The 25,123-nt window shown below is 49.8% G+C and carries 23 protein-coding genes and 5 tRNA genes; 18 read left to right on the top strand and 10 right to left on the bottom strand.

The window, feature by feature from the left end:
- Positions 1 to 95: 95 nt before the first annotated feature.
- The 18 genes from mltB to luxS all read left to right on the top strand — a co-directional run bounded on the left by mltB (position 96) and on the right by luxS (position 14,357).
- The gene (gene mltB / locus LVQ76_RS16075) at positions 96 to 1,169 is read left to right on the top strand and encodes a lytic murein transglycosylase B (RefSeq protein ID WP_232865714.1); all 1,074 of its coding nucleotides are present in this window, start codon (positions 96 to 98) and stop codon (positions 1,167 to 1,169) included.
- A 254-nt stretch (positions 1,170 to 1,423) separates the two neighbouring features.
- Positions 1,424 to 2,116 carry a metal ABC transporter ATP-binding protein gene (locus tag LVQ76_RS16070; RefSeq protein ID WP_232905259.1) on the top strand — a complete coding sequence of 231 codons (693 nt, stop codon included), beginning with the start codon at positions 1,424 to 1,426 and terminating at the stop codon, positions 2,114 to 2,116.
- Positions 2,113 to 2,997 (top strand): metal ABC transporter permease, encoded by an 885-nt coding sequence (locus tag LVQ76_RS16065; protein ID WP_232905230.1) that lies wholly within the window; start codon positions 2,113 to 2,115, stop codon positions 2,995 to 2,997. The genes LVQ76_RS16070 and LVQ76_RS16065 overlap by 4 nt, the downstream gene beginning before the upstream one ends.
- A complete protein-coding gene (locus tag LVQ76_RS16060) occupies positions 2,994 to 3,872 on the top strand; it encodes a metal ABC transporter substrate-binding protein (RefSeq protein WP_232922046.1) in 879 nt (292 codons plus the stop codon). Before LVQ76_RS16065 ends, LVQ76_RS16060 begins: the two co-directional genes overlap by 4 nt.
- 128 nt (positions 3,873 to 4,000) lie before the next feature.
- Entirely contained in the window at positions 4,001 to 4,510 is a 510-nt protein-coding gene (gene pncC, locus LVQ76_RS16055; RefSeq protein ID WP_232922045.1) for a nicotinamide-nucleotide amidase, read from the top strand.
- Between the two features lie 83 nt (positions 4,511 to 4,593).
- Entirely contained in the window at positions 4,594 to 5,658 is a 1,065-nt protein-coding gene (recA, locus tag LVQ76_RS16050; protein ID WP_064513292.1) for a recombinase RecA, read from the top strand.
- 75 nt (positions 5,659 to 5,733) lie between these two features.
- A complete protein-coding gene (locus LVQ76_RS16045) occupies positions 5,734 to 6,231 on the top strand; it encodes a regulatory protein RecX (protein WP_232865710.1) in 498 nt (165 codons plus the stop codon).
- A gap of 289 nt (positions 6,232 to 6,520) precedes the next feature.
- Entirely contained in the window at positions 6,521 to 9,148 is a 2,628-nt protein-coding gene (gene alaS / locus LVQ76_RS16040; RefSeq protein WP_232922044.1) for an alanine--tRNA ligase, read from the top strand.
- Between the two features lie 249 nt (positions 9,149 to 9,397).
- A complete protein-coding gene (gene csrA / locus LVQ76_RS16035) occupies positions 9,398 to 9,583 on the top strand; it encodes a carbon storage regulator CsrA (protein WP_013574027.1) in 186 nt (61 codons plus the stop codon).
- Positions 9,584 to 9,908: 325 nt separating this feature from the next.
- Positions 9,909 to 10,001, top strand: a tRNA-Ser gene (locus LVQ76_RS16030).
- 4 nt (positions 10,002 to 10,005) lie between these two features.
- A tRNA-Arg gene (locus LVQ76_RS16025) sits at positions 10,006 to 10,082 on the top strand.
- Between the two features lie 197 nt (positions 10,083 to 10,279).
- Positions 10,280 to 10,356: transfer RNA gene (locus tag LVQ76_RS16020), tRNA-Arg, on the top strand.
- A 62-nt stretch (positions 10,357 to 10,418) separates the two neighbouring features.
- A tRNA-Arg gene (locus tag LVQ76_RS16015) sits at positions 10,419 to 10,495 on the top strand.
- Between the two features lie 64 nt (positions 10,496 to 10,559).
- Positions 10,560 to 10,636 (top strand) — tRNA-Arg (locus tag LVQ76_RS16010).
- A gap of 297 nt (positions 10,637 to 10,933) precedes the next feature.
- Entirely contained in the window at positions 10,934 to 11,500 is a 567-nt protein-coding gene (gene yqaB / locus LVQ76_RS16005; protein WP_034457436.1) for a fructose-1-phosphate/6-phosphogluconate phosphatase, read from the top strand.
- Positions 11,497 to 11,925: a YqaA family protein gene (locus tag LVQ76_RS16000; protein ID WP_232865708.1), complete on the top strand. Its 429-nt coding sequence runs from the start codon at positions 11,497 to 11,499 to the stop codon at positions 11,923 to 11,925. Before yqaB ends, LVQ76_RS16000 begins: the two co-directional genes overlap by 4 nt.
- A 204-nt stretch (positions 11,926 to 12,129) precedes the next feature.
- Complete coding sequence (gene gshA / locus LVQ76_RS15995) at positions 12,130 to 13,686, top strand: glutamate--cysteine ligase (protein ID WP_151995072.1); 1,557 nt, start codon at positions 12,130 to 12,132, stop codon at positions 13,684 to 13,686.
- 155 nt (positions 13,687 to 13,841) lie between these two features.
- Positions 13,842 to 14,357: an S-ribosylhomocysteine lyase gene (gene luxS, locus LVQ76_RS15990; RefSeq protein ID WP_232922043.1), complete on the top strand. Its 516-nt coding sequence runs from the start codon at positions 13,842 to 13,844 to the stop codon at positions 14,355 to 14,357.
- A 63-nt stretch (positions 14,358 to 14,420) separates the two neighbouring features.
- Here the strand turns inward: luxS and emrB are convergent, their stop codons facing one another.
- The 10 genes from emrB to nrdF form a co-directional block, all read right to left on the bottom strand.
- Complete coding sequence (gene emrB / locus LVQ76_RS15985; protein ID WP_232866611.1) at positions 14,421 to 15,959, bottom strand: multidrug efflux MFS transporter permease subunit EmrB; 1,539 nt, start codon at positions 15,957 to 15,959, stop codon at positions 14,421 to 14,423.
- 15 nt (positions 15,960 to 15,974) lie between these two features.
- The gene (emrA, locus tag LVQ76_RS15980; protein ID WP_151995074.1) at positions 15,975 to 17,147 is read right to left on the bottom strand and encodes a multidrug efflux MFS transporter periplasmic adaptor subunit EmrA; all 1,173 of its coding nucleotides are present in this window, start codon (positions 17,145 to 17,147) and stop codon (positions 15,975 to 15,977) included.
- Positions 17,148 to 17,281: 134 nt separating this feature from the next.
- Complete coding sequence (gene mprA / locus LVQ76_RS15975) at positions 17,282 to 17,812, bottom strand: transcriptional repressor MprA (RefSeq protein WP_151995075.1); 531 nt, start codon at positions 17,810 to 17,812, stop codon at positions 17,282 to 17,284.
- Between the two features lie 84 nt (positions 17,813 to 17,896).
- Positions 17,897 to 18,238: an L-valine transporter subunit YgaH gene (ygaH, locus tag LVQ76_RS15970; RefSeq protein ID WP_232866616.1), complete on the bottom strand. Its 342-nt coding sequence runs from the start codon at positions 18,236 to 18,238 to the stop codon at positions 17,897 to 17,899.
- Positions 18,235 to 18,975: an AzlC family ABC transporter permease gene (locus LVQ76_RS15965; protein ID WP_151995077.1), complete on the bottom strand. Its 741-nt coding sequence runs from the start codon at positions 18,973 to 18,975 to the stop codon at positions 18,235 to 18,237. The genes ygaH and LVQ76_RS15965 overlap by 4 nt, the downstream gene beginning before the upstream one ends.
- 124 nt (positions 18,976 to 19,099) lie before the next feature.
- The gene (locus LVQ76_RS15960; protein WP_151995078.1) at positions 19,100 to 20,275 is read right to left on the bottom strand and encodes an MFS transporter; all 1,176 of its coding nucleotides are present in this window, start codon (positions 20,273 to 20,275) and stop codon (positions 19,100 to 19,102) included.
- A gap of 118 nt (positions 20,276 to 20,393) precedes the next feature.
- A complete protein-coding gene (gene proX / locus LVQ76_RS15955; protein ID WP_151995079.1) occupies positions 20,394 to 21,386 on the bottom strand; it encodes a glycine betaine/L-proline ABC transporter substrate-binding protein ProX in 993 nt (330 codons plus the stop codon).
- A 54-nt stretch (positions 21,387 to 21,440) separates the two neighbouring features.
- On the bottom strand, positions 21,441 to 22,520 hold the full coding sequence (gene proW, locus LVQ76_RS15950; RefSeq protein WP_064513270.1) for a glycine betaine/L-proline ABC transporter permease ProW: 1,080 nt from the start codon (positions 22,518 to 22,520) through the stop codon (positions 21,441 to 21,443).
- On the bottom strand, positions 22,517 to 23,716 hold the full coding sequence (proV, locus tag LVQ76_RS15945; RefSeq protein WP_232866624.1) for a glycine betaine/L-proline ABC transporter ATP-binding protein ProV: 1,200 nt from the start codon (positions 23,714 to 23,716) through the stop codon (positions 22,517 to 22,519). Before proV ends, proW begins: the two co-directional genes overlap by 4 nt.
- A 444-nt stretch (positions 23,717 to 24,160) precedes the next feature.
- Positions 24,161 to 25,123, bottom strand: coding sequence for a class 1b ribonucleoside-diphosphate reductase subunit beta (nrdF, locus tag LVQ76_RS15940; protein WP_232866626.1), 963 nt, complete (start codon positions 25,121 to 25,123; stop codon positions 24,161 to 24,163).

Below are 25,123 nucleotides of genomic sequence, written 5' to 3'. Positions count from 1 at the left end.
TTCGCGCCGTCTCGCAGAGTCTGTTACTACCACTGTGATTTTGATTTACCATAAGTAATACACATTCGTCGTTAGCTATATGGATATCCCAACACATGCGTTACTCCGTCGCGTTACTTCCGCTTATTGTTTTGCTCGCCGCTTGTAGCAGCAAACCGAAAACAGAAACACAGCCTCAACAAACCGGCACGCCTACTGGGGGGTTCTTGTTGCAACCGCAGCATGATGTGTTTATGCAGACGGGGGATTTTGCTAACAATCCAGAAGCTGAGAAATTCATCGATAAAATGGTGAATAAGCATGGTTTTGATCGCCAGCAATTGCACGAAGTGCTTTCTCAGGCCAAACGGCTGGATTACGTTTTGCGTTTAATGGACCAGCAGGCACCGACTACTGCACCACCAGCAGGTCCAAACGGTGCATGGCTACGCTATCGCGGCAAATTTATTACCCCTGATAATGTGCAAAATGGTGTCGCGTTCTGGAATCAATATGAAGACACTCTGAAACGCGCCTTCCAGGTTTATGGCGTGCCGCCAGAAATTATTGTTGGCATTATTGGTGTTGAAACCCGTTGGGGCCGTGTGATGGGGAAAACGCGGATTGTCGATGCACTTGCTACGCTCTCGTTTGCCTATCCTCGCCGTGCGCAATACTTCTCTGGCGAACTGGAAACCTTCCTGTTGATGGCGCGTAACGAAGGCGATGACCCGCTGGCATTGAAAGGTTCATTCGCTGGAGCGATGGGCTACGGCCAGTTTATGCCTTCGGCCTTTAAAGAATATGCGGTGGATTTCAACGGTGACGGCCATGTAAACCTGTGGGACCCGGAAGATGCTATCGGCAGTGTAGCGAACTACTTCAAAGGACATGGCTGGGTGAAAGGTGATTTGGTTGCGGTTCCTGCCAACGGCCAGGTGCCGGGGCTTGCGAATGGTTTTAAAACTAAATATTCCGTATCCGCGCTGGCTGAGTCTGGTTTAAGCCCAACCGCTTCTCTGGGCAACCACCAGGAGGCAAGCTTGTTGCGCCTGGATGTGGGCGATAGCTACCAGTACTGGTACGGTTTACCGAACTTCTACACCATCACACGTTATAACCACAGCACGCATTATGCGATGGCGGTCTGGCAGCTCGGTCAGGCAGTAGCGCTGGCTCGCGTTCAATAATCTTCACCCCCGTCTTATTCTGAGGCGGGGTTAGCTTCCCAGATTGTTATGAAGGTTTTTCCTGATCGTCGATCAGGAATTTACATCGCATTTGATTTGGTTTATGTTATGTTATAACAAATCAAATTCAGTGGTTTTCCTGCAATGCTTCCTATACGGACACTATTCACAGTGGCTGCGCCTGTCCGATTTTGCGCGGTCTTAATTCTGCTGGCTGGGTTATGGCTGGCTATTCGCTGGGCGATAGCTCTGCCATGATCTCGCTAAATCAGTTAGTACTGGGTTATCAGGGAAGGGCAGTAACACCGCCATTAACTGGCCATATTGTGAAAGGCAGTATGACCGCCATCATAGGTGCCAATGGCACAGGGAAATCGACCCTTCTCAAGACGATCCTGAAGTTACAGTCACCTGTATCTGGTCAATTGTCTTTTACTGAGGGGCGCCCACGTATTGCATGGCTGCCACAACTTGCCGAAATGGAAAGGCAGTTTCCTACCACGGTTTACGATGTGGTTTGCATGGGAGCATGGCCCGCTCGAGGTCTGTTTTCCTCGTTGAATCGCCAAATCCGTCTGCGAGTAGCCGATGCCATTGAGCGTGTTGGTCTTACTACATTGAGCAAGCAACCCATCGAAACGCTTTCCGGCGGCCAGTTTCAAAGAATGCTGTTTGCACGCCTGCTGGTACAAAACGCGCCATTAGTATTGCTTGATGAGCCATTTACCGGCGTTGACTCACAAACCAGTGATTTTTTGATGACGCTTATCTGTCAGATGCATCAGGCGGGCCAGACAGTGATGGCAGTGCTGCACGATAACGAGCTCGTTAGCAGACACTTCCCTCAGGTTCTGTTGCTTACGCAAGACCATTTCCATTGGGGCGATACCGCTGAAGTACTGCCCCATTACTGCAAATCAAGTATCAATCTGGCGTTATCCGCATGATTTATCACTTCTTCTTTGAACCGTTTATTGCTTACGGTTTTATGCGACGCGCACTCGTCGCCTGTCTTGCACTATCGATAAGCACAGCCCCACTGGGGATCTTTTTACTTTTACGACGTATGAGTCTGGTGGGCGATGCGCTGTCTCACGCCATTTTGCCTGGCGTTGCTGTGGGGTATTTACTGGCTGGTATGTCGTTGGTTGCGATGGGAATTGGCGGCTTTATTGCGGGCGTGCTGGTGGCGCTAATTTCAGGGCTTGTCAGTTCACGCACCAATCTTAAAGAGGATGCCAGTTTTGCCGGTTTTTATCTTGGCTCGCTGGCGTTGGGGGTCACGCTGATTTCATTACGTGGTTCCAGTGTTGATCTACTTCATCTTCTATTTGGTTCCATTCTGGCGGTGGATAGCCAGTCAACAATTTTTGTTGGCGTGATAGCCAGCGTGACGTTGCTTATTCTGGCCGGTTTATATCGTGGACTGGTGATGGAAACTTTCGACCGCAGCTTTTTACAGGTCAATAATCGCCTGGCTCCTCATCTTATTCACGGTGTATTTCTCGCGTTGTTGGTACTTAATTTAGTCGCCGGGTTTCAAATCCTCGGGACCCTAATGTCTGTCGGTCTGATGATGCTTCCCGCTGTTTCGGCACGCTGCTGGGCGAAAACACTACCAGGGGCGATGTTCATCGCTATTGTCTGCGGTTTGTTGTCGGCCTGGATTGGGCTTGCATGGTCTTTTGCCGCCGCATTACCAGCGGGCCCTGCAATTGTTCTTACGGCAAGCGTCGGCTTCTTTATCTCGATTCTTTTTGGTTCGCGCAGCGGGCTGGTTCGTAGCCTTTGTCGAGGCTTGATAACAACAAGCAAGGGGATTAAATGAAACGTTTTGGGATGATGGTGTCATTGGTGTTGGCGTGCTCAAGCCAGGCTGCGTTGGCGAAAAGCCTCAATGTGGTTGCCAGTTTTACCGTATTGGCAGATATGGCAAAACAAGTAGGTGGTGAGCATGTCACGGTGAAAAGTCTGGTGGGGCCAGATGGCGACCCACATAGCTTTGAACCGTCACCGCAAGACAGCGTGGCGTTAAGCAAAGCAGATGTGGTTATCGTAAGCGGGCTGGGAATGGAAGGGTGGATGGACCGTCTGGTCAGCGCATCAGGCTATAAAGGCAAAGTGATTGTTGCTTCTGAAGGCATCTCGACGCGGAAAATGGTCGATGACGGTAAACAAATCACCGATCCCCACGCCTGGAACAGTGCTGAAAATGGCGCAATCTACGCACAAAATATTACCAGGGCGCTGGTGGCTGCGGACCCGGAAGATGCAGCGGCAATCAACGACAGTGGTTCCGAGTATGTTACACGCCTGAAACTGCTCGATAGTTGGGCGAAGACGCGCTTTGAAGCTATTCCGAAATCAAAGCGTAAAGTGCTCACCAGCCATGATGCATTTGGCTACTTTGGCCAGGAGTATGGCGTGACTTTCATGGCACCAGTGGGCTTCTCGACCGAAGCGGAAGCTAATGCCAGTGACGTTGCTGGACTAATTAAGCAGCTCAAAGAACAACACATCAAAACTTACTTTATAGAAAATCAGACTGACCCTCGATTGGTAAAACAAATTGCCGCTGCGAGTGATGCCCAACCGGGTGGCGAACTATATCCAGAAGCGTTATCAGCCGCAAACGGGTCAGCCAGCACTTACGAGATGGCGTTCAAGCACAATGTGGATACTATCGCTAACAGCATGAAGTGATTTAATCGGCCAGCATTCGCTGGCCGTTCTTTTTTCTGGAAGTGCCTCGAGTTATCTAATGTAATCCTCTGCAAGAGCGGTTAAGTGCTATCGTGTAGCCCTGCGCTATGTCTACAATCGGAGCCAACATGACAGATAAAACATTGCGTCAATTAAGTCACCAGGTCGGCGAAGCACTCGGGCATATCGGTGCGACCGTTACCACGGCAGAATCCTGCACCGGTGGCTGGATTGCCAAAGTGATTACTGATGTTTCAGGCAGTTCCGCCTGGTTTGAACGCGGTTTTGTTACCTACAGTAATGAGGCTAAGCACCAAATGATTGGTGTTGATAGCGGAACGCTGGAAACTCATGGTGCAGTTAGCGAAGCCGTGGTGCGTGAAATGGCACAAGGTGCGCTTTATGCGGCCGCTGCGGATTACGCGGTTGCTGTCAGTGGTATTGCCGGGCCAAATGGCGGTAGTGAAGAAAAACCTGTCGGAACGGTGTGGTTTGGCTTCGCTTCAAAACTTGATGGTACCATCGCCAACTGCCAGATTTTTGCGGGTGACCGTGATGCCGTTCGACGCCAGGCCACTGAATATGCGCTGCAAACCCTGTGGGAAGAATTTCTCAAAAATAAGCTTGATACTGTATGACCATACAGTATAATTGGCACAACAAAACAGCATAGTAAGCAGCGTGGCACATCCGTGTATCACCCTGCATGACAGGAGTAAAAATGGCTATCGACGAAAACAAACAGAAGGCGTTAGCGGCAGCACTTGGCCAAATTGAAAAACAGTTTGGTAAAGGCTCCATCATGCGTCTGGGTGAAGACCGTACCATGGATGTGGAAACGATCTCTACCGGTTCACTTTCACTGGATATTGCGCTTGGTGCCGGTGGCTTACCAATGGGCCGTATCGTTGAAATTTACGGGCCAGAATCCTCTGGTAAAACGACGCTGACTTTGCAAGTTATCGCCGCCGCTCAACGTGAAGGTAAAACGTGTGCGTTTATCGATGCCGAGCACGCTCTGGACCCGATTTACGCTAAGAAACTGGGCGTAGATATCGACAACCTGCTTTGTTCACAGCCAGACACTGGCGAACAAGCGTTGGAAATCTGTGATGCGCTGGCACGTTCCGGTGCAGTCGACGTACTGGTTGTTGACTCCGTTGCCGCTCTGACGCCGAAAGCTGAAATTGAAGGCGAAATCGGTGACTCTCATATGGGCCTCGCGGCACGTATGATGAGCCAGGCAATGCGTAAACTGGCAGGTAACCTTAAGCAATCCAACACCTTGCTTATCTTCATCAACCAGATTCGTATGAAAATTGGTGTGATGTTCGGTAACCCAGAAACCACTACTGGTGGTAACGCGCTGAAGTTCTACGCTTCTGTACGTCTGGATATTCGTCGCATTGGTGCGGTGAAAGATGGCGATAACGTGGTGGGTAGTGAAACTCGCGTTAAAGTGGTGAAAAACAAAATTGCTGCACCATTTAAACAAGCTGAATTCCAGATCATGTACGGTGAAGGTATCAACTTCTACGGCGAGCTGGTTGACTTAGGCGTGAAGCACAAGCTGATTGAAAAAGCAGGTGCCTGGTACAGCTACAACGGTGAGAAGATTGGCCAGGGCAAATCAAACTCCAGTAACTTCCTGAAAGAAAACAAGCCAATGGCTGCTGAAATCGAGAAGAAACTGCGTGATATGCTGCTGAATAATCCAGATGGTACACCAGACTTTGTTGCTGATGACCACGACAAAGACGTTGCTGAATCCAAAGAAGACTTCTAAATCCCATAAGGGCTGCTACGGCAGCCCTTATTTGTTTCTGCCTTACTCCATTTTCTTTTAAACAGGTTATCCGCTATGCCTGCCGAATCTACTTCCCGCCGCAGTCCTTATTCCCGCTTATTAGACAAAGCCACTCGTATCCTGGCGATGCGCGATCACAGTGAACAAGAACTTCGCCGTAAACTCGCGACACAGCCTACGTTTCCCGGAAAACCAAGAGCTGAAGAAGATCCGTTCACGCCTGAAGATATCGAAAAAGTCATTGCCTGGTGTTATGAACACCGCTGGTTGGACGATGCTCAATTTGCCTCACGTTTTATCGCAAGCCGCAGCCGCAAAGGTTATGGCCCGCAACGTATCCGCCAGGAATTGCAGGGCAAAGGTATCGCGCGTGATCTGAGCGAAGCCGCAATGGAAAATTGCGAAATAGACTGGCAAGAGATGGCTCGAGACATTGCCGAGCGAAAATTTGGCGAGCAACTTCCGACAGAATGGAAAGAGCGAGCTAAAGTGCAGCGTTATCTTCAGTATCGTGGGTTCTTTATGGAAGACATCCAGGCTGTTTATTCATGATATACCCTTCATACTTAAAGTTGCCTCGGCGTTAGCTTCACTCGTTCATCCGAATCACTTACTGGAGTAAGCTCATCGGGATTTTCTCGCTTGCCGCCTTGACGCAACTTTAATTATTTTGGGTATAAAAACCGAAATTTTTCCGATTAGGCATACACGGGATTTTACTTCCCTCATAAGAAAACTTATCTTATTCCCACTTTTTCCAGGTAAACAGGTCAAGACCAAAGCAACAAAATTGGCTATGACCGGTTTGCTAACTCCTCGTTAGCTTGATTTCAGGATAATTATGAGCAAGAGCACCGCTGAGATCCGTCAGGCGTTTCTCGATTTTTTCCATAGTAAAGGCCACCAGGTTGTAGCGAGTAGCTCCCTGGTTCCGAATAACGATCCTACTTTGCTGTTTACCAATGCCGGGATGAATCAGTTCAAGGATGTTTTCCTTGGTCTCGACAAGCGTAACTATTCCCGTGCAACAACGTCTCAACGTTGTGTCCGCGCCGGTGGTAAGCACAATGATCTGGAAAATGTCGGTTACACTGCCCGTCACCATACTTTCTTTGAAATGCTGGGTAACTTCAGCTTCGGTGATTACTTCAAACATGATGCCATTAACTTCGCATGGGAATTATTGACCGGCGAACAGTGGTTTAATCTGCCAAAAGATCGTCTTTGGGTCACTGTTTACGAGACTGACGACGAAGCGTTTGAAATCTGGGAAAAAGAAGTTGGTGTGCCACGCGAGCGCATTATTCGCATTGGCGATAATAAAGGTGCCGCATATGCATCTGACAACTTCTGGCAAATGGGTGATACCGGCCCATGCGGCCCATGTACCGAAATCTTCTTCGACCACGGCGACCATATTTGGGGCGGCCCTCCGGGCAGCGCAGAAGAAGATGGCGACCGCTATATCGAAATCTGGAACCTTGTGTTCATGCAGTTCAACCGTCAGCAGGATGGCACTATGCTGCCACTGCCTAAGCCGTCTGTTGATACTGGTATGGGTCTGGAACGTATTGCTGCAGTTCTGCAACACGTTAATTCCAACTATGAAATCGACCTGTTCAGCAAGTTGATCCAGTCTATTGCTAAAGTGACAGGTGCTACCGATCTGACCAGCAAATCGCTGCGTGTTATTGCTGACCATATTCGTTCTTGCGCATTCCTTGTTTCTGATGGCGTTACTCCGTCGAACGAAGGCCGTGGCTACGTGTTGCGCCGCATCATTCGTCGTGCAATCCGTCATGGCAACATGTTGGGTGCGAAAGAAACCTTCTTCTACAAACTGGTTGGCCCATTAGTAGAAGTCATGGGTGCTGCTGGTGAAGAACTGCATCGTCAGCAAGCGCTGGTTGAACAAGTTCTGAAAACCGAAGAAGAGCAGTTTGCTCGTACGCTTGAGCGTGGCCTGGCATTGCTGGATGAAGAACTGGCTAATCTGAAGGGTGATACTCTGGATGGCGAAACCGCATTCCGTCTGTATGACACCTACGGTTTCCCGGTTGACCTGACGGCGGATGTTTGCCGCGAGCGTAACCTGAAAGTTGATGAAGCAGGCTTTGAAGCTGCGATGGAAGAACAACGCCGTCGTGCGCGTGAGTCCAGCGGTTTTGGCGCTGACTACAACAGTATGATCCGCGTTGATTCAGCCACAGCGTTTAAAGGTTACGACCACACTGATTTAACTGCTAAAGTCACCGCGCTATTTGTTGATGGCAAAGCGGTTGAACAAATTACTGCCGGGCAAGAAGCTGTTGTGGTGCTCAATGAGACCCCATTCTATGCGGAGTCTGGCGGCCAGGTCGGTGATAAAGGCGCGATTAAGGGTAACGGCATAGACTTTGCTGTTAACGATACGCAGAAATATGGTCAGGCGATCGGTCATCTGGGCAAGCTCGTTGCTGGGGTTGTGAAAGTGGGCGATAGCGTAAAAGCTGAAGTTGATGAAGAGCGCCGTTCGCGTATTCGTCTGAACCACTCTGCAACTCACTTGCTGCACGCCGCACTGCGTCAGGTACTTGGCACGCATGTCGCGCAGAAAGGTTCTTTGGTTAACGATAAAGGCCTGCGTTTTGACTTCTCTCATTTTGAGGGAATGAAACCTGCGGAAGTGCGTGCGGTAGAAGATATCGTCAACGCGCAGATTCGTCGCAACCTGCCAATCGAAACCAACGTCATGGATCTGGAAGCTGCTAAAGCTAAAGGTGCAATGGCGTTGTTTGGTGAGAAATATGATGACCATGTGCGCGTGCTGAGCATGGGGGATTTCTCAACTGAACTGTGTGGTGGCATTCACGCAAATCGCACTGGTGATATTGGCCTATTCCGTATTGTTGCGGAATCCGGTACTGCTGCGGGCGTACGTCGTATCGAAGCTGTGACAGGTGAAGGTGCGTTGGCAAACCTTCATGCGCAGAGCGAACAACTACAGGATATTGCTCAACTGCTTAAAGGTGACAGCCTGAACCTGAACGAGAAAGTGCGTTCGGTACTGGAGCGTACTCGTCAGCTCGAAAAAGAGTTGCAGCAGTTGAAAGAACAGCAGGCTGTGCAGGAGAGTGCAAACCTTTCCAGCAAAGCTGTCGATGTAAAAGGCGTGAAACTCCTCGTGAGTGAGCTCGCCAACGTCGAACCGAAGATGTTGCGTACTATGGTTGATGATCTGAAAAATCAGCTGGGTTCGGCAATCATCGTTCTGGCGACGGTATCAGAAGGTAAAGTTTCTCTGATTGTGGGTGTCTCTAAAGATGTGACCGACCGTGTTAAAGCGGGGGAGCTGATTGGGGTTATCGCTCAGCAAGTCGGAGGCAAAGGGGGCGGTCGTCCAGATATGGCTCAGGCAGGTGGTACAGACACGGCAGCATTGCCTGGTGCTCTGGCCGGTGTTGAAGCCTGGGTCGCGGCTAAGCTCTAAGTAAAAAAATAAAGTGCAGACAGACGCCATAACTCATTCAGGTTATGGCGTCTTCTTAATCTGCACACACTCAATAATGATAAAGTCAGGTTAAAGTTGCGTATATCGGCTAGACTTAGTCATAACAGAAGGTAATGTCGTGGTCATTGACAGTTTATGTGTTTGTCACCACTTACTTTTTGGCGTATATGATGGAGAATGCCGGGATACAGAGAGACCCGACTCTTTTAATCTTTCAAGGAGCAAAGAATGCTGATTCTAACTCGTCGAGTTGGTGAGACCCTCATGATTGGGGATGAGGTGACCGTGACAGTGCTTGGGGTAAAAGGTAACCAGGTTCGTATTGGTGTTAATGCCCCTAAGGAAGTTTCTGTTCACCGTGAAGAGATCTACCAACGTATCCAGGCTGAAAAATCGCAACAAACGAGTTACTAAAGTTACTGCGTCTCGCTAATCACTAGCGAGACGCTTCCTTTAGCGCACCATTTTCTTTGCTTTATCACGCAATACTCCCTTCATTTCTCGATATCACCATAATTTCTTATTCATCCCGAACGCTTTCATTTATCTATTATCCTTATCCTGCCTGTTGATAAAACACTCTTTTTGCTGTCAATTCGGCCTGATTGTGCGTGAAGTGTGCAATTGATTATTAGTTGGGAAAAATTGTTTGACTTATAAGTGCAGGAAAGTAATATGTGCGCCACGCAGTGCCGATGAGCAGAAACAAGTTCAACGGTACACCTCGAAAGAGGCGTGTGGTGAGGTGGCCGAGAGGCTGAAGGCGCTCCCCTGCTAAGGGAGTATGCGGTCAAAAGCTGCATCCGGGGTTCGAATCCCCGCCTCACCGCCATTTTGCACCCATAGCTCAGCTGGATAGAGTACTCGGCTACGAACCGAGCGGTCGGAAGTTCGAATCTTCCTGGGTGCACCATTCTTCCTACTACCATTTTGCGCCGGTAGTGTTCCAAAGAAAGTTAATTTCTTAAGGAGCGACAGGGAGAAAAACGTTGCTTTAGCAACGGCCCGTTTGGGCGAGCACCGTGAGTAACTCTCCGGATGCACCATCTAGTTTGATGTTGTTTAGAACAACAAACAGCATTAAGTCAGCAGTAAAAGAAGTAATCCTGTGCACCCATAGCTCAGCTGGATAGAGTACTCGGCTACGAACCGAGCGGTCGGAAGTTCGAATCTTCCTGGGTGCACCATTCTTCTTCGATGTTGTAGTAAGTTCAACGACATTGAATCAGCAGTAAAGTAATACCCCGATGCACCCATAGCTCAGCTGGATAGAGTACTCGGCTACGAACCGAGCGGTCGGAAGTTCGAATCTTCCTGGGTGCACCATTCTTCTTCGATGTTACGGCAAGTTCAGTAATATCGAGTCAGAAGTCAAAAGCAGTAACCCGATGCACCCATAGCTCAGCTGGATAGAGTACTCGGCTACGAACCGAGCGGTCGGAAGTTCGAATCTTCCTGGGTGCACCATATTTCTCCCAAATACCAGCAATGGTAGCGCTTCAGAGAAATTCGATTTCTCAGCAAGCACAAGGGAAGATAACGTTGCTTCAGCAACGGCCCGAAGGGCGAGCCTTCGGCGAGTAATCTTCCTGGGTGCACCATTCTTCCCCCCGTTTTAATTTGCCTGAAGTCATTCTTAAACTCTCCTGTAACACCCTACAAACCCATTAGTCACCTTCTGAACTATCTCAATTACAAATAAGCGACAATATTATTGGTTTACGATAAAGTAACGCCTCAATATTGAGTGATGTGAGGGATGAGATGTACGAACGTTACGAAGGTCTAATTTTCGATATGGACGGAACCATCCTCGATACCGAACCTACACATCGCAAGGCGTGGCGTGAGACGCTGGCAGGCTATGGCATGCAATTCGATGAACAAGCAATGGTTGCGTTGAATGGTTCACCTACCTGGCGTATTGCACAGGCAATTATCGAACTCAATCGTGCAGATCTTGACCCTCATCGCCTGGCGCAAGAAAAGACGCAAGCTGTGAGAGCTATGCTTCTTGATACGGTGCGCCCACTTCCCCTCATTGATGTTGTCAAATCCTGGCATGGGCGTCGCCCTATGGCTGTAGGTACGGGCAGTGAAAGCGATATCGCCGAAGCGCTGCTCAACCATTTAGGCTTACGGCAGTATTTCTCAGCTGTTGTTGCCGCAGACCATGTCAAAAATCACAAACCCGCTCCCGATACTTTTTTGCTGTGCGCTGAATTAATGGGCGTCGCACCAAATAAATGTGTGGTGTTTGAAGATGCAGATTTTGGCCTGGAAGCTGCAAGAGCGGCGGGAATGGATGGCGTGGACGTCCGTTTGCTGTGAGTGAAGGACTATCACTTTTTTCATTATTTACCAGTAGCTTTCTAAGCGCTACGTTATTGCCAGGAAGTTCCGAAGTGGTGCTGGTAGCACTATTAGTTGCAGGCTCTGGCCCAACCTGGTTACTCATCTTAATAGCAACAATGGGTAATAGCCTTGGTGGCTTAACTAACGTTATTCTGGGGCGCTTTTTTCCATTGCGGGAACAATCGCGCTGGCATGGGAAAGCAACTGGCTGGCTGGTACGTTTCGGCCCGGCAACATTATTACTCAGTTGGATGCCGTTAGTTGGCGATCTACTGTGCCTGTTAGCTGGCTTATTACGAATGAGCTGGGGACCGGTAATCTTTTTTTTATGCCTTGGTAAAGCGCTTCGCTATATCGTTGTAGCGGCTGCAACGGTACAGGGCATCGCGTGGTGGCACTAATTGCATGGACTGAAATACCCGTTATCTTTCAAGCTGCAGATGTGTTGGCTGTAATCGCAAACCCCACTTACTTACTCAAGTAAGCTCCTGGGGATTTGCTCTCTTGCCGCCTTCCTGCAGCTCGAAATCTAAAGGGTATAATTATCATCGCCATTTAAAACAATTATGCTTAATAAAAATGAATTCGACAGGCGGGAGGTCAATTTGATCCCGAACGTATCACAGGCGCTGGCCTGGCTGGAACAGCATCCTCAGGCAGTTAAAGGTATTTGTCGTGGTCTTGAGCGTGAAACGCTGCGAGTCACACCAGATGGTCAGTTGGCAACAACAGGCCACCCGGAAAGCCTTGGTTCAGCGCTGACACACAAATGGATTACTACTGATTTCGCGGAAGCGCTACTGGAGTTTATTACTCCAGTTGATGGTGATATCGACCATATGCTGACATTCATGCGCGATCTCCATCGCCATACAGCCCGTGAACTGGGTGATGAGCGTATGTGGCCGCTTAGCATGCCGTGTTATATCAACGATGGTCAGAATATCGAGCTGGCGCAGTATGGCTCGTCCAACAACGGGCGTTTTAAAACGTTATACCGTGAAGGTCTGAAAAACCGTTACGGTGCGTTGATGCAGACTATTTCGGGCGTGCACTACAACTTTTCGCTGCCGCTAGAGTTCTGGAAGGCGCGTCTGGGTGTTGAAGATGCTGAAAGCGGCAAAGAAGCGATTTCCGCCGGGTACTTCCGCCTGATTCGTAACTATTACCGTTTTGGTTGGGTTATCCCATATTTGTTCGGGGCATCGCCGGCGATTTGCTCCTCCTTCCTGCAAGGGAAAGAGAGCGCACTGCCATTTGAAAAGACCGAATGTGGCATGAATTACCTGCCATATGCGACTTCATTGCGACTGAGCGACCTGGGCTACACCAATAAATCCCAGAGTAACCTTGGTATTACGTTTAACAATCTGGAGACTTATGTCGCCGGGTTGAAGCGCGCGATTAAAACGCCATCGGAAGAGTATGCGCAGATGGGCGTTGAGAAAGATGGCAAGCGCCTTCAAATCAACACCAACGTGCTGCAAATTGAAAATGAACTCTATGCACCTATTCGCCCTAAACGCGTTACAGGGCCTGGCGAGTCGCCTTCTGATGCATTGATGCGCGGCGGGATTGAATATATTGAAGTGCGTTCACTTGATATCAATCCGTTCTCACCAATTGGTGTTGATGAGCAGCAGGTTCGTTTCCTCGACCTGTTCATGATTTGGTGTGTGCTGGCTGACGCGCCTGAAATGAGCAGCGACGAATTGCTTTGCACCCGCACAAACTGGAATCGTGTGATTCTGGAAGGGCGCAAGCCGGGCCTGACGCTGGGTATCGGTTGTGAAACTGCTCAGCATCCGTTGGCTAAAGTGGGCAAAGATTTGTTCACAGATTTACGCCGTGTTGCCGAAACGCTCGATGGCATCGCCGGGAATAGTGAATATCAGGATGTGTGTGACCAACTGGTTGCCTGCTTCGACGATCCAGAATTAACGTACTCAGCACGTATTCTGCGGTCTATGATTGATAATGGTATCGGCGGTACAGGTCTTGCCCTTGCTGAGCAATATCGTCAGATTTTGGTACAAGAGCCGCTGGAGATTTTGACCGAAGACGTGTTGCAGAAAGAACATGATGCTTCATGGCAGCGCCAGCGAGATATCGAAGCCAGTGATACCGAGCCGTTTGATGTGTGGCTTGAGAAACACGCTTAGTAGAAAAGAAAAAGGCCACAATCAGTGTGGCCAAAATATACATCTCTGAATCAGGGATGATGATAACAAATGCGCGTCTTTCATATACTCAGAGTAGTGTGAGAAAGAATGGTTCATTTTATTTTTAAAAAAAATCACTTATCGGAGGTGATCAGATGCCGTTGTTGGATAGCTTCACAGTTGACCATACCCGCATGGACGCACCAGCAGTGCGTGTAGCGAAAACGATGCATACGCCTCATGGCGATACTATCACTGTATTTGATCTGCGTTTTTGCATCCCGAACAAGGAAGTGATGCCAGAAAAAGGGATTCATACTCTTGAACACCTGTTTGCTGGTTTTATGCGTGACCACCTGAATGGGAATGGCGTAGAGATTATTGATATTTCGCCAATGGGCTGCCGTACGGGCTTCTACATGAGCTTGATTGGTGTACCTGAAGAGACTCGCGTTGCTGATGCATGGAAAGCGGCAATGGAAGATGTGTTGAAGGTGAAAGAGCAAAACCAGATCCCTGAGCTGAATGTTTACCAGTGTGGCACTTACCACATGCACTCGCTGGAAGAAGCACAGGATATCGCCCGTCATATCCTTGAGCATGGCGTAAGCGTAAACAGCAATGAAGAGTTGGCTCTGCCGAAAGAGACACTCAAAGAGCTGCATATCTAGTTCTGATTAGGCGTAAGCGCCAATAGCAAAAAGGGGCCAATCGGCCCCTTTAGTATTTCTGACTTAGTGCGCTCCGCCGCCGCCACCACCGGCACCAAACGGTGGTCTGGCAAACCAGATTAAACCCAGCAATAGAATAAATATTCCTGCAGAAACCCAGAAAATCTCATTGGCTGAGATAATCAGCCCCTGATTGGTGATCTGCTGCGCAATATAGCCAGAGGCTTGTTGCGGTGACATCCCCAGATTTTCCAGTTTTGAATACATCTCCTGCGCATTTGGGTTAAACGGTGAAACGGACTCCGTTAACTGCGCGTGGTGTAACGCCTCGCGGTTAGTCCAGAGCGTCGTGGTTATCGACGTACCAATCGAACCGGCAAGGGTTCGGGTAAAGTTCGACAAACTCGATGCAGCGGCCATACGCTCAGGCGGCAACCCGGAAAGTGTAATTGTCGTCAGTGGCATAAAGAAACATGCCACAGCGAAGCCCTGAATAAACTGCGGCCAGGCCGATGCGCCGAAATCCATCCCCGGCTCGAAGGTATATGCACGCCAGTAGAAACAGACGGCGTACATAATAAAGCTGAATGTCACCAGCCTTCGCATATCGAGCTTATGAGCAAAACGCCCGATAATCGGCGACAGCAGCACAGGAAGAAGCCCGACCGGTGCCGATGCCAGACCTGCCCAGGTTGCCGTGTAGCCATATACCTCCTGCAATAGCTGCGGCAGCAACACAATTGCGCCGAAGTAGAGCATGTAGGCGAGACTGATACACAAGCAACCAATGGTGAAGTTTCGCGACTTAAACAACGACAAGTCGACTATCGGGTTGTCGTCCGTTAGCTCCCAGACAATCAAGAAACTTATCGTCACCACCGCGACGATTGTCAGAACGACCACTTCTGTTGAGTTAAACCAATCCAGCTCTTTACCGCGGTCGAGCATGATTTGCAGGCTACCAATACCCACCACCAACAGCGCAAGGCCGATGGCATCAATACGGCGCTGCTCGGTTTTGGTTTCACGCCCACGCAAGGTTTGCATCGTCAGCAGAACGACCACCGCCCCGATGGGCACGTTGATAAAGAAGATCCAACCCCAGTGGTAGTTATCACTGATAAAGCCACCGAGAATTGGCCCACAAATCGGTGCCACGATGACCGTCATCGACCACAGCGCCAGCGCGATACTTCGCTTAGCAGGCGGGTAGTTATTGAGCAGCAGACTTTGTGACAGCGGAATCAATGGCCCGGCAACGATCCCCTGGATAACGCGGAAGAAGATCAGCATCTCCAGACTTTTGGACACGCCGCAAGCCCATGAAGCCAACACGAAGAGAATCGTCGACCACATAAACAACTTCACTTCACCAAAGCGCTTAGCAAGCCACCCGGTGATAGGAATTGAGATGGCGTTGGCCACCCCAAATGAAGTGATAACCCAGGTCCCCTGGCTCAGAGATGAGCCAAGGTTACCGGCAATGGTCGGAATGGCCACGTTGGCGATGGTAGAATCCAGCACCTGCATAAAGGTCGCCAATGACAAGGCGATGGTCATGATGACCAGCGGTGCCCCTTCTAGCGGTTTTTGTTGTGCCATACAACCTCCGCTTTGTTAACCCGCATTGGCCTGGATGATGTTATTAATCAGCTCGTTAGCAGGTGCCAGGTTGAGTTCGCGTGCATTACTTTCATACACCGGAGAGTGACGAGTCTCGTTAGCCAGAATACTACCTTCACGGTTGCTGGTATCCACGGTAACTAATGTGGACAAGCCAATACGTAGCGGGTGTTCTTGAAGTTGTTTCGCATCAAGCTCAATACGTACTGGCAGGCGCTGAACGACTTTGATCCAGTTGCCGGTAGCGTTTTGTGCCGGGAGCAGTGAAAACGCGCTGCCGGTACCCATGTCCAGGCCTACGACCTTGCCAGTGTATTCAATTTTGTCGCCGTAAATATCACTGACCACCGTTGCAGGTTGGCCGATACGTATATGCGCAAGCTGCGTCTCTTTAAAGTTCGCATCTACCCACAAACCACTTGCTGGCACGATAGCCATCAGAGGAGTTGTTGGGCTAATTTGCGCACCAACCTGAACAACGCGGCGTGAAACATAGCCGGTCATTGGGCTGACAATTTTGGTGCGGGCTAGCGCCATCCATGCGTTACGCAACTCGGCAGCCGCTTGTTTAACACTTGGCTGTTCTTCAAGTTTGCTACCCAGAACCATGGCCTGGTTTGCATTATATTGTTGAATGGCAACATCCAGTTGCGCTTGAGCCGTCGCGACGGCATCTCGGGCGTGTTGCAATTCTTCACGGCCAATCAGGTTTGCGTTACCCAAAGGTACACGGCGATTAAGGTCGCTTTGAGCTTGAGCAAGCGAAGTCTTTTGCAGCGCAATATTGGCCTGCAACTGCTTACTATTAATCATTAACTGACGTGTCTGGCGCACGCTTGAAGCCAACACGGTTTGTGCCTGCTCAAAAGCTTGCTCAGCGTCAGCCTGGTCTAACGTCACCAGAACATCGCCCTGTTTAACGAAGTCGGTATTTTCAGCCCAAACTTTGGTTACGCTTCCGGAAACCTGGGACATTATCTGTACCTGATTACCGGCCACATACGCATCATCCGTATTTTCGTAGTGACGTAACACCAAAAACCAATAAATCCCATATGCCACAGCAATAATTACAAACAGCAGGGTCAATACAAGTAAGGCACCTTTACGTTTGCCTTTCTTGTTACCCGGCTGTTGCGGGGTTTGAGTCTCCGCATGTGCGCTCATGCTTATCTCCACACTTTTTTATTATAGTGATCGGCTGAGCCGACCTGTTAGACCCAACAGGCCAGCAAGGTAAGTTGCTGGCCTGTCGGTATTCATCTTTTTTGGGGTATTACGATTTCACGCGATGACAGCACTTAGCGCACGGCTTCAAGTACAGTCTGGTTTTCGTCCATTTCATCAAGGCGGGTCAGCAGTTTGCGGGTAATATTTTCCAACTGCTCTTTCTCCGTACCGCTCAGCGCAGACCACAGCTCATGCAGGCAGTGGTGTTGCGGCGGTAACACCTGACGTATGAATTCCTGACCTTTTTCGGTCAAATGCAGATGCAGGCAGCGGCGATCGTTATCGCTTTCACGGCGTTCGATCCAGCCACGCTTTTCCAGCTCATCGGCAATACGGGTCGCATTGGTACGGGAAGAACCCAAAGCACAGCTCAATTCTGAAGGCTGAATACTGTGGCTTTCCTGTGATTCAAGAGTGATCAACGCCATAAATAGCGTCTCGTTAATGCCCTGAGCTTTCAGCATTTTATTGCGGTTTTCCAAAAGCTTGCCCTGCATGTGCATGCACAGGCGCGTCAGCAGAACTTCCTGATATGGGAATTCCTCGTAGCGTTTGGCGCGAAATTTTAGCATTTGTTCAATGGGCGTAAACGAACTATCCATTTTGGCATAACCTCATTAGTTGCGGTCGATATAATAACGATGGTGACAAATAAAGTAAATGTATTGTTTATACGTTTTTTATCGTCAGACGGCGATCACCATCATGAGTTTCCAGGTTAATCCATAACCCAGAGCACTTAATAACGTCGGGATAATAATGCTGCGAGTCTTGTAATAACTCAGCCCGAGAATGATAAAGCCCATTAACGTCGGGACCAGACGCTGCGCATCATGCATGATCTCAGGCACACTTGAGACCACCAGCAGAGCGCAAATTGACGCGATACCAATGCTATCGAGCAGTACGCCAGTCGCACCACGTTTGGCTGGGCGTGTCGAATTTGCCCTAATACGCAGAGGTAAATAGCGGAATAGATAGTTGGCAAGCCCGACCAGCAGACCCAGCAAAAGTACTTGTGTACTCATCCCGGTTCTCCTTGATAAAACGCCTGAATCAGTGCCGCCAGACAGCCACAGACAATGCCTGCGAGGATGGCCGCTGGAATCGAAACCAGCGTGACGCCCAACAGCGCGCCTGCAAGCGATGCGGTAACAGTCCAGGATTGCTTACGCTGGAATGACGCCAGCAAGAAGCTCAGGAATAGGGCAGGCAGCATAAAGCCTAACGCTGCTTCTACCGCCGGAAATTTATCCAGCAAACCATTACCAGACCATGAACCTAACGCGGTGCCCAATATCCATGAAAACCACGAACTGAATGCGATGCCGATCATCCAGTTTTCGCTCCAGCGACGATTATCACGGACCAGTTTCGCTGTTGCGGCAGCAAACACTTCGTCGGTCAGGCCAAAGGCCCAAATCGCGGTTTTAGGTTTACTTAGCTGGCGAGTGATTCGTTGGCGCAGGGAAGGGCCGTATAAGACGTGGCGCACATCCATTGCCATTACTGTTAATGCTGCAACCCAGAGTGAGCTACCCGCAGCCAGTAATGCGGTAATAACAAACTGGCTAGCGCCTGCATAAATAATGCAGGAGAAAAATAGACTTTCGAATGGGGTAAATCCTAGCTTTGTGGCATTCAGCCCAAACGCAAATGCTACCGGGATATAACTGATGACAATCGGTAAACTGTCTTTCAGCCCTTCAGCCCAGGTAGCATCGTTTTGATTATTATTTAATGGAACTTCTGCAGGACTATCCATATTAACTATTTATCTATTTCTGACGTTAATGTCACTCGAATGAACAAACAGGGATAACCTTAACAGACTGGTACGACCCTTAATACCCCAAATTATTCAAGGGGAATGTAAAGGATTAGTGCCATCACGGCTGACGGTGATAGCCACGCCACCACACTACTAAATTTAGTAGGGCGATGATGGCACCTGCCGCGCAAACGCCATTCCATCCAGCATGTTGATAAGCACTGGCAGAAATAACTGAACCTGCGGCACCACCAATAAAGTAGCTAGTCATGTAACCGGCTGTCAGGCGATTTCGTGCATCCGGCATCATGCGATAAATAACGGTTTGATTAGTGATATGCACACCCTGAACCGTTAAATCCAGCACCAGAATCCCGACGATAAGTGCTATCACAGAGAACTGACCCATGGCGACAGCAATCCACGACAGCAGTAGCAGCACCAGGCCAATTGTGGTGGTGAGATGCGCTTTGCCTTTGTCGGCAAACCCGCCAGCTGGACGAGCGCCCAGCGCACCCGCGGCACCCGCCAGGCCGAACAGGCCAATCGTAGCTTCAGAGAAGTTAAACGGTGGCGAAGCCAATAAAAATGCCATCGACGTCCACAGAATGCTGAAGTTGGCAAACGTCAGGCAGCCCAACAGCGCACGCGTTCGCAGCAGCGGGTTTTTGATAAAAAGGCCGAATACGGAAGAGAGTAATTGGGGATAATTCAGATGCGTTTCAGTCTTCACTTTCGGCAAGCCGCGCCACAGGGCTAAAGCCATCAAAACCATGAGCACACTGGCAACCCAGTAAACGGTACGCCAGCCGCCGAGACTCGCCAACAACCCGGCAATGGTTCGCGCCAGCAAGATGCCGAGCAGCAGCCCGCTCATAATCGTGCCGACGACTTTGCCGCGTTTTTCTGGCTCGGCGAGCGTGGCCGCCAACGGCACCAGAATTTGTGCGACCACCGAGAACAAACCGGTTAGCGCGGTGCCTAGAATCATCACCCACAGCGTCTGGCTCAGTGCGGTGATCACCATGCCGCCTGCGGCAAGCAGCGTCATAAACACAATCAAACTGCGGCGTTCAAACATATCGCCCAGTGGCACCAAAAGCAGCAAGCCCGCCGCGTAGCCCAACTGCGCGGCGGTAACAATAAACCCGGCCTGGTTAATCGACAGGGAAAACGCATTGGCGATGGTATCGAGCAGCGGTTGCGCGTAGTAGTTGCTGGCAACGGCCAGACCCGTGGCGATAGACATCAGGACGATGAGCGCGGGGCTGAGTCCGTGGTGAGTATTTTTCATTCTTATTCTTCGGTTGGTAATGACAGGTCGCGAATGATAGCGAAAATTGAGGCAAGCAGGGGTTAGATTGTGCGGTAGGAAATTGGCGGGTGATGTGCATCTCCCGCCATAACAAGTTTTACTTCGTCGCTAATGCTTCTTTCACCCAGCCATCAAACTGTGCCTGGTGCGCTTTAATCCAGCCATCAACGTGACCCTGAATATCCGCTTCTGAGGATTTACCGTTATGCATCATCGCATTCTCGGCATTGATATCCGCCAGCGGCAGTTTCATCAGGCTAAACAGTTTCGCCGCCTGCGGGTTTTTCTCGGCCCAGGCTTTGTTTGCCACGATATGCATGGTGTTCACCGGGAAACCATAGTTCGCGCCGTTCGGCAGTTTGGTGTCGATGTTCTTTTGCTCACCCGGCAAGGACGAGAACGGCACCTGCAACCACACCACATCTTTCCCCGGTTTGAGCACATCGCTCACCCAGTATGGCGTCCAGGTGTAATACAGTACCGGTTTGCCTTCTTTGTAACGCGCAATGGTATCCGCCATCATCGCTGAATAATTACCGTGGCTAACCGTTACCGTATCGGCCAGCTTATAGGCTTCGTTCTGATGGTTAATCACCGCTTCACAACCCCAACCCGGCGTACAACCCATCATGTCGGCTTTGCCATCGTCGTTGCTGTCGAACAGTTTGGCAATCTTCGGATCTTTTAACTGCTCAACGTTGGTGATGTGGTATTTATCTGCGGTCTTTTTATCAATGAGATAACCCTGCGCCGCGCCGGTCACATAGGTGCCTTCGCGATAAAACTTGTTACTGCCACCCGCAGCGGCATACATATCGTCATGCAGTGGCTGCCAGTTCACTGCGGTAAATGTGGCATCGCCAGAAGCAATCGAGGTGTAACCCACGTTGTAATCCACTTCGCTTGCCGTATTTACGGTGTAACCCAGTTTTTCAAGGGCACGGCTGACAAGCTGTGTCTGGAAGGATTCTTCAGAAATGGTGCTTTGAATTGGCTGAACCGTAATGCCTTTACCCGGCAAGTCAGCGGCAAAAGTGCTGGTGGTAACGAGTGTGGCAAGAGCTGTCGCGAAAAGAGTCGTGTGTCGCATCGTTATTCCTGTTTTGGTGATGGGCGTGAGGCGGCACGAATGCCGCCATCATGTTTATTTGATGAAGGGACGGGTCAAAAGACCAATTGGGCCGGTATTGAACCAGCGGCGGTTGCCACGGCTGCGCGAATCGCGGCCAATGGACTGAGTTAAGCGGTCGAGAATAATGGCCAGTATCACGATGCCGACGCCGCCGACGGTCGCAAGACCCATATCGAGGCGGCCAATACCGCGCAGAACCATCTGGCCCAGACCACCAACGGCAATCATTGAGGCGATAACCACCATCGAAAGTGCCAGCATCAGTGTCTGGTTAACGCCCGCCATAATGGTCGGCATCGCCAACGGTAACTGAACCTTGAACAGCATCTGGCGCGGGCTTGCGCCAAACGAACGCGAGGCTTCAATTAGATCTTCCGGCACCTGCTTAATACCGAGAATCGTCAGGCGCACAATTGGCGGCAGGGCAAAGATAATCGTCACCACCACGCCAGGCACGTTACCGATACCGAACAGCATTACGATTGGCACCAGATAAACAAACGCTGGGGTGGTTTGCATCGCATCCAATAATGGGCGAATTATTTTTGCTGCCCGTTCGCTGCGTGCCAGCCATATCCCTAGCGGCAGGCCTATGATCATGCAGAACATCAGGGCCGTCAGCACCAGCGCCAGCGTCACCATAGCTTGTGACCAGGCACCAATCGCGCCAATCGCCACCAGTGAAATCAACGTTGCGATACCCATACCCAGGCTCGACATCTGCCAGGCAATCAGTGCAAACAGGATGATGGCAACTGGTGCAGGCATCCCCAGCAAGAAATGCTGGAAGCCACTGAGGATATAATCCACTGGCACGCGAATGCCCTGAAACACCGGGCGAAAGTGCGTCACCACCCAGTCGATACCGTGAGTTACCCAGCTATCGAGCGGGATCAGCGTCTTATGGAACGGATCGAGAATATTAAAATGTTCTGGCTGTGGCGCAGGGGCTGAATTCAGCCAGTCTGCACTGCCACTTGCAGCAGGCGTGGATGCCGCCTGGCTTCCCCACGCATCAGCAGTTGCAGCGGCATGGTTGGTTGTTGTGTCGGCAGCCGCACTGCCGGTATCCCACGGATTTGCTTCACTCATTGACTTACCCCTTCACGATCTAACGCCTGGAGTAGCACCCCTTTTGAGATGATACCCACGTACTGACTCTCTTCCCCAATAACCGGAACCGCGCACGGAGCCTGGCCGACATGGGTGAGCAACTCGCTCAGAGATGTATCAGCGGAAACTGCCGCTGGCGTTTCGAGGTAAGCGGTGTCCAGACCCTCGCCCGCAGCGAGTGCGGCTTTAAGAGAGTCGGTCGAGACAATACCGAGGAATTTTTGCCCGCGTTCGATGACATAACCGAATTCACGGTCTTCATCTTGCAGCAATTTCAGCGCAGAACGAGGGCCAAAACCGGCGGTTTTACGCAACAGACCAGCAGGGCTTCGGCGCGCAATATCTTTAGCGCTAAATACCTGACTAATATCCACACCGCGGAAGAAGGTGCGTACATAATCATTTGCCGGATTATTGAGAATTTCATCCGGTGTGCCGACCTGTATTACTTCACCACCTTGCATAATGGCAATTCGGTCACCAATACGCATTGCTTCATCTAAATCGTGGGAAATAAATACAATGGTACGTTGGTGTTTAGCCTGTAATTTAATTAATTCATCCTGCATTTCAGTACGAATTAATGGATCGAGTGCGGAGAAGGCTTCATCCATCAATAATATATCTGGATTAATTGCCAATGCACGGGCTAAACCAACACGTTGGCGCATACCGCCAGAAAGCTCATCAGGATAAGCGTGGGAATAATTTTCAAGCCCAACCTGACGCAATGCATCCAGTGCTTTTTCCTGACGCTCTTTCAACGGAATTCCCGCTAATTCCATGCCAAAGGCAGTGTTATTTAACACTGTCATATGAGGCATCAAAGCAAATGACTGGAATACCATGGAGATCTTACTTTTGCGAACCTCGCGGAGTTCTGATTCTGATATTTTGGCGATATCAACGCCATCAATCAGTACCTGCCCACGGGTTGGTTCAATCAGGCGATTGAGAAGGCGAACCATGGTGGATTTACCGGAACCCGATAACCCCATGATGACAAAAATCTCGCCTTCTTCAATTGCCAGACTGGCGTCTTTTACGCCAAGCGACAGCCCTGTTTTTTCCAGTAGTTCAGCTTTTGAAATACCCTTTTCAATATATTTAAATGCGCGCTGTGGGTGCTCACCAAATACCTTATATAAATTCTTCACTTCAAGTTTAATTGCCATGCAATAAAGTTATTCCTGTATTTATATATTTATACACAATTCCTGATGGAAATATTCACTGCATATACCCTAACATACTCAGAATCTGAGACAACCCTCGATTTCCGATATATCGAATATCCACGCGGCTTGAGTGGGCAGAATTTCCCATGAGTAAAGGGCTGAGAGCAAATCAGAGAAAGATGATATTTTTTGTAAGCGAAGGCGAAATTTGCCTGAATAGCGCGATATTCAGGCAAAAATGTAAACAGCAATTTTGTAGTATTTAATTAAAATATCAACGCCAGAAATGTGCGGTTTATTTGGCATAAATTACGATAAGAAACCAAAATAATTCGAGTTGAAGGAAGGCGACAAAGCCGCAAGTCCCCAGGAGCATAGATAACTATGTGACTGGGGTGCGCGGGTGCAGTCAACGCACCTGCGGCTCGAAGTATGAAGGTTTTAAAAATCCCAATCTTCATCGATTGTTTCCACCGCTTTCCCCATTACATACGATGAGCCAGAACCCGAGAAAAAGTCGTGATTCTCGTCCGCATTGGGGGAGAGTGCTGCCAGTATCGCTGGGTTCACCTCTGCCATTTCTGGCGGGAATAGCGCGTTGTAACCCAGGTTCATTAACGCCTTATTCGCGTTGTAGCAAAGAAAGGCTTTCACCTCTTCCTGCCAACCCACATCACCGTAAAGCGCATCGGTATAAGCGACTTCGTTATCGTAAAGATCCATCAGCAAATCGAGAGCAAAGTTTTGCAGCTCGGTCTGGCGCTCAATGCTTTGCTGCGCCAGCACTTTCTGGAATTTGTAACCGATATAATAACCGTGCACCGCTTCGTCACGAATAATCAGGCGAATCAGGTCAGCCGTGTTAGTTAATTTGCCGCGGCTCGACCAGTACATCGGCAAATAAAATCCAGAATAGAAGAGAAAAGACTCCAGAAATACGCTGGCAATTTTCTTCTTCAATGGATCATCGGCGTGGTAATGAGCGAGGATAATTTGCGCCTTACGTTGTAGTGGCGGGTTTTCTTCGCTCCACGCATACGCCGCATCAACATCTTTAGTCTGGCAAAGCGTTGAGAAAATCGAGCTATAGGAGCGGGCGTGCACCGCTTCCATAAAGCTCACGTTAGACAAAACGGCTTCTTCATGCGGCGTAATCGCATCATTCATTAATACCGGCGCACCAACCGTATTCTGAATAGTGTCCAGTAACGTCAACCCGGTAAACACGCGGATAGTCAGTTGCTGTTCTTCATCGCTGAGCGATTGCCAGGCCGGAATATCGTTCGACAGTGGGATTTTCTCCGGCAACCAGAAATTGCTGGTCAGGCGATTCCACACTTCGAGATCTTTCTCATCCTCGATATTGTTCCAGTTGATGGCACTTACGCGGGTTAACTGAGTCAT

Source organism: Buttiauxella cochleicola (assembly GCF_021283185.1).
In the GTDB taxonomy this organism is placed as follows: domain Bacteria; phylum Pseudomonadota; class Gammaproteobacteria; order Enterobacterales; family Enterobacteriaceae; genus Buttiauxella; species Buttiauxella massiliensis.
Note: the sequence above shows the minus strand (reverse complement) of the source record. Positions and strands in the feature narration are given on the sequence as shown.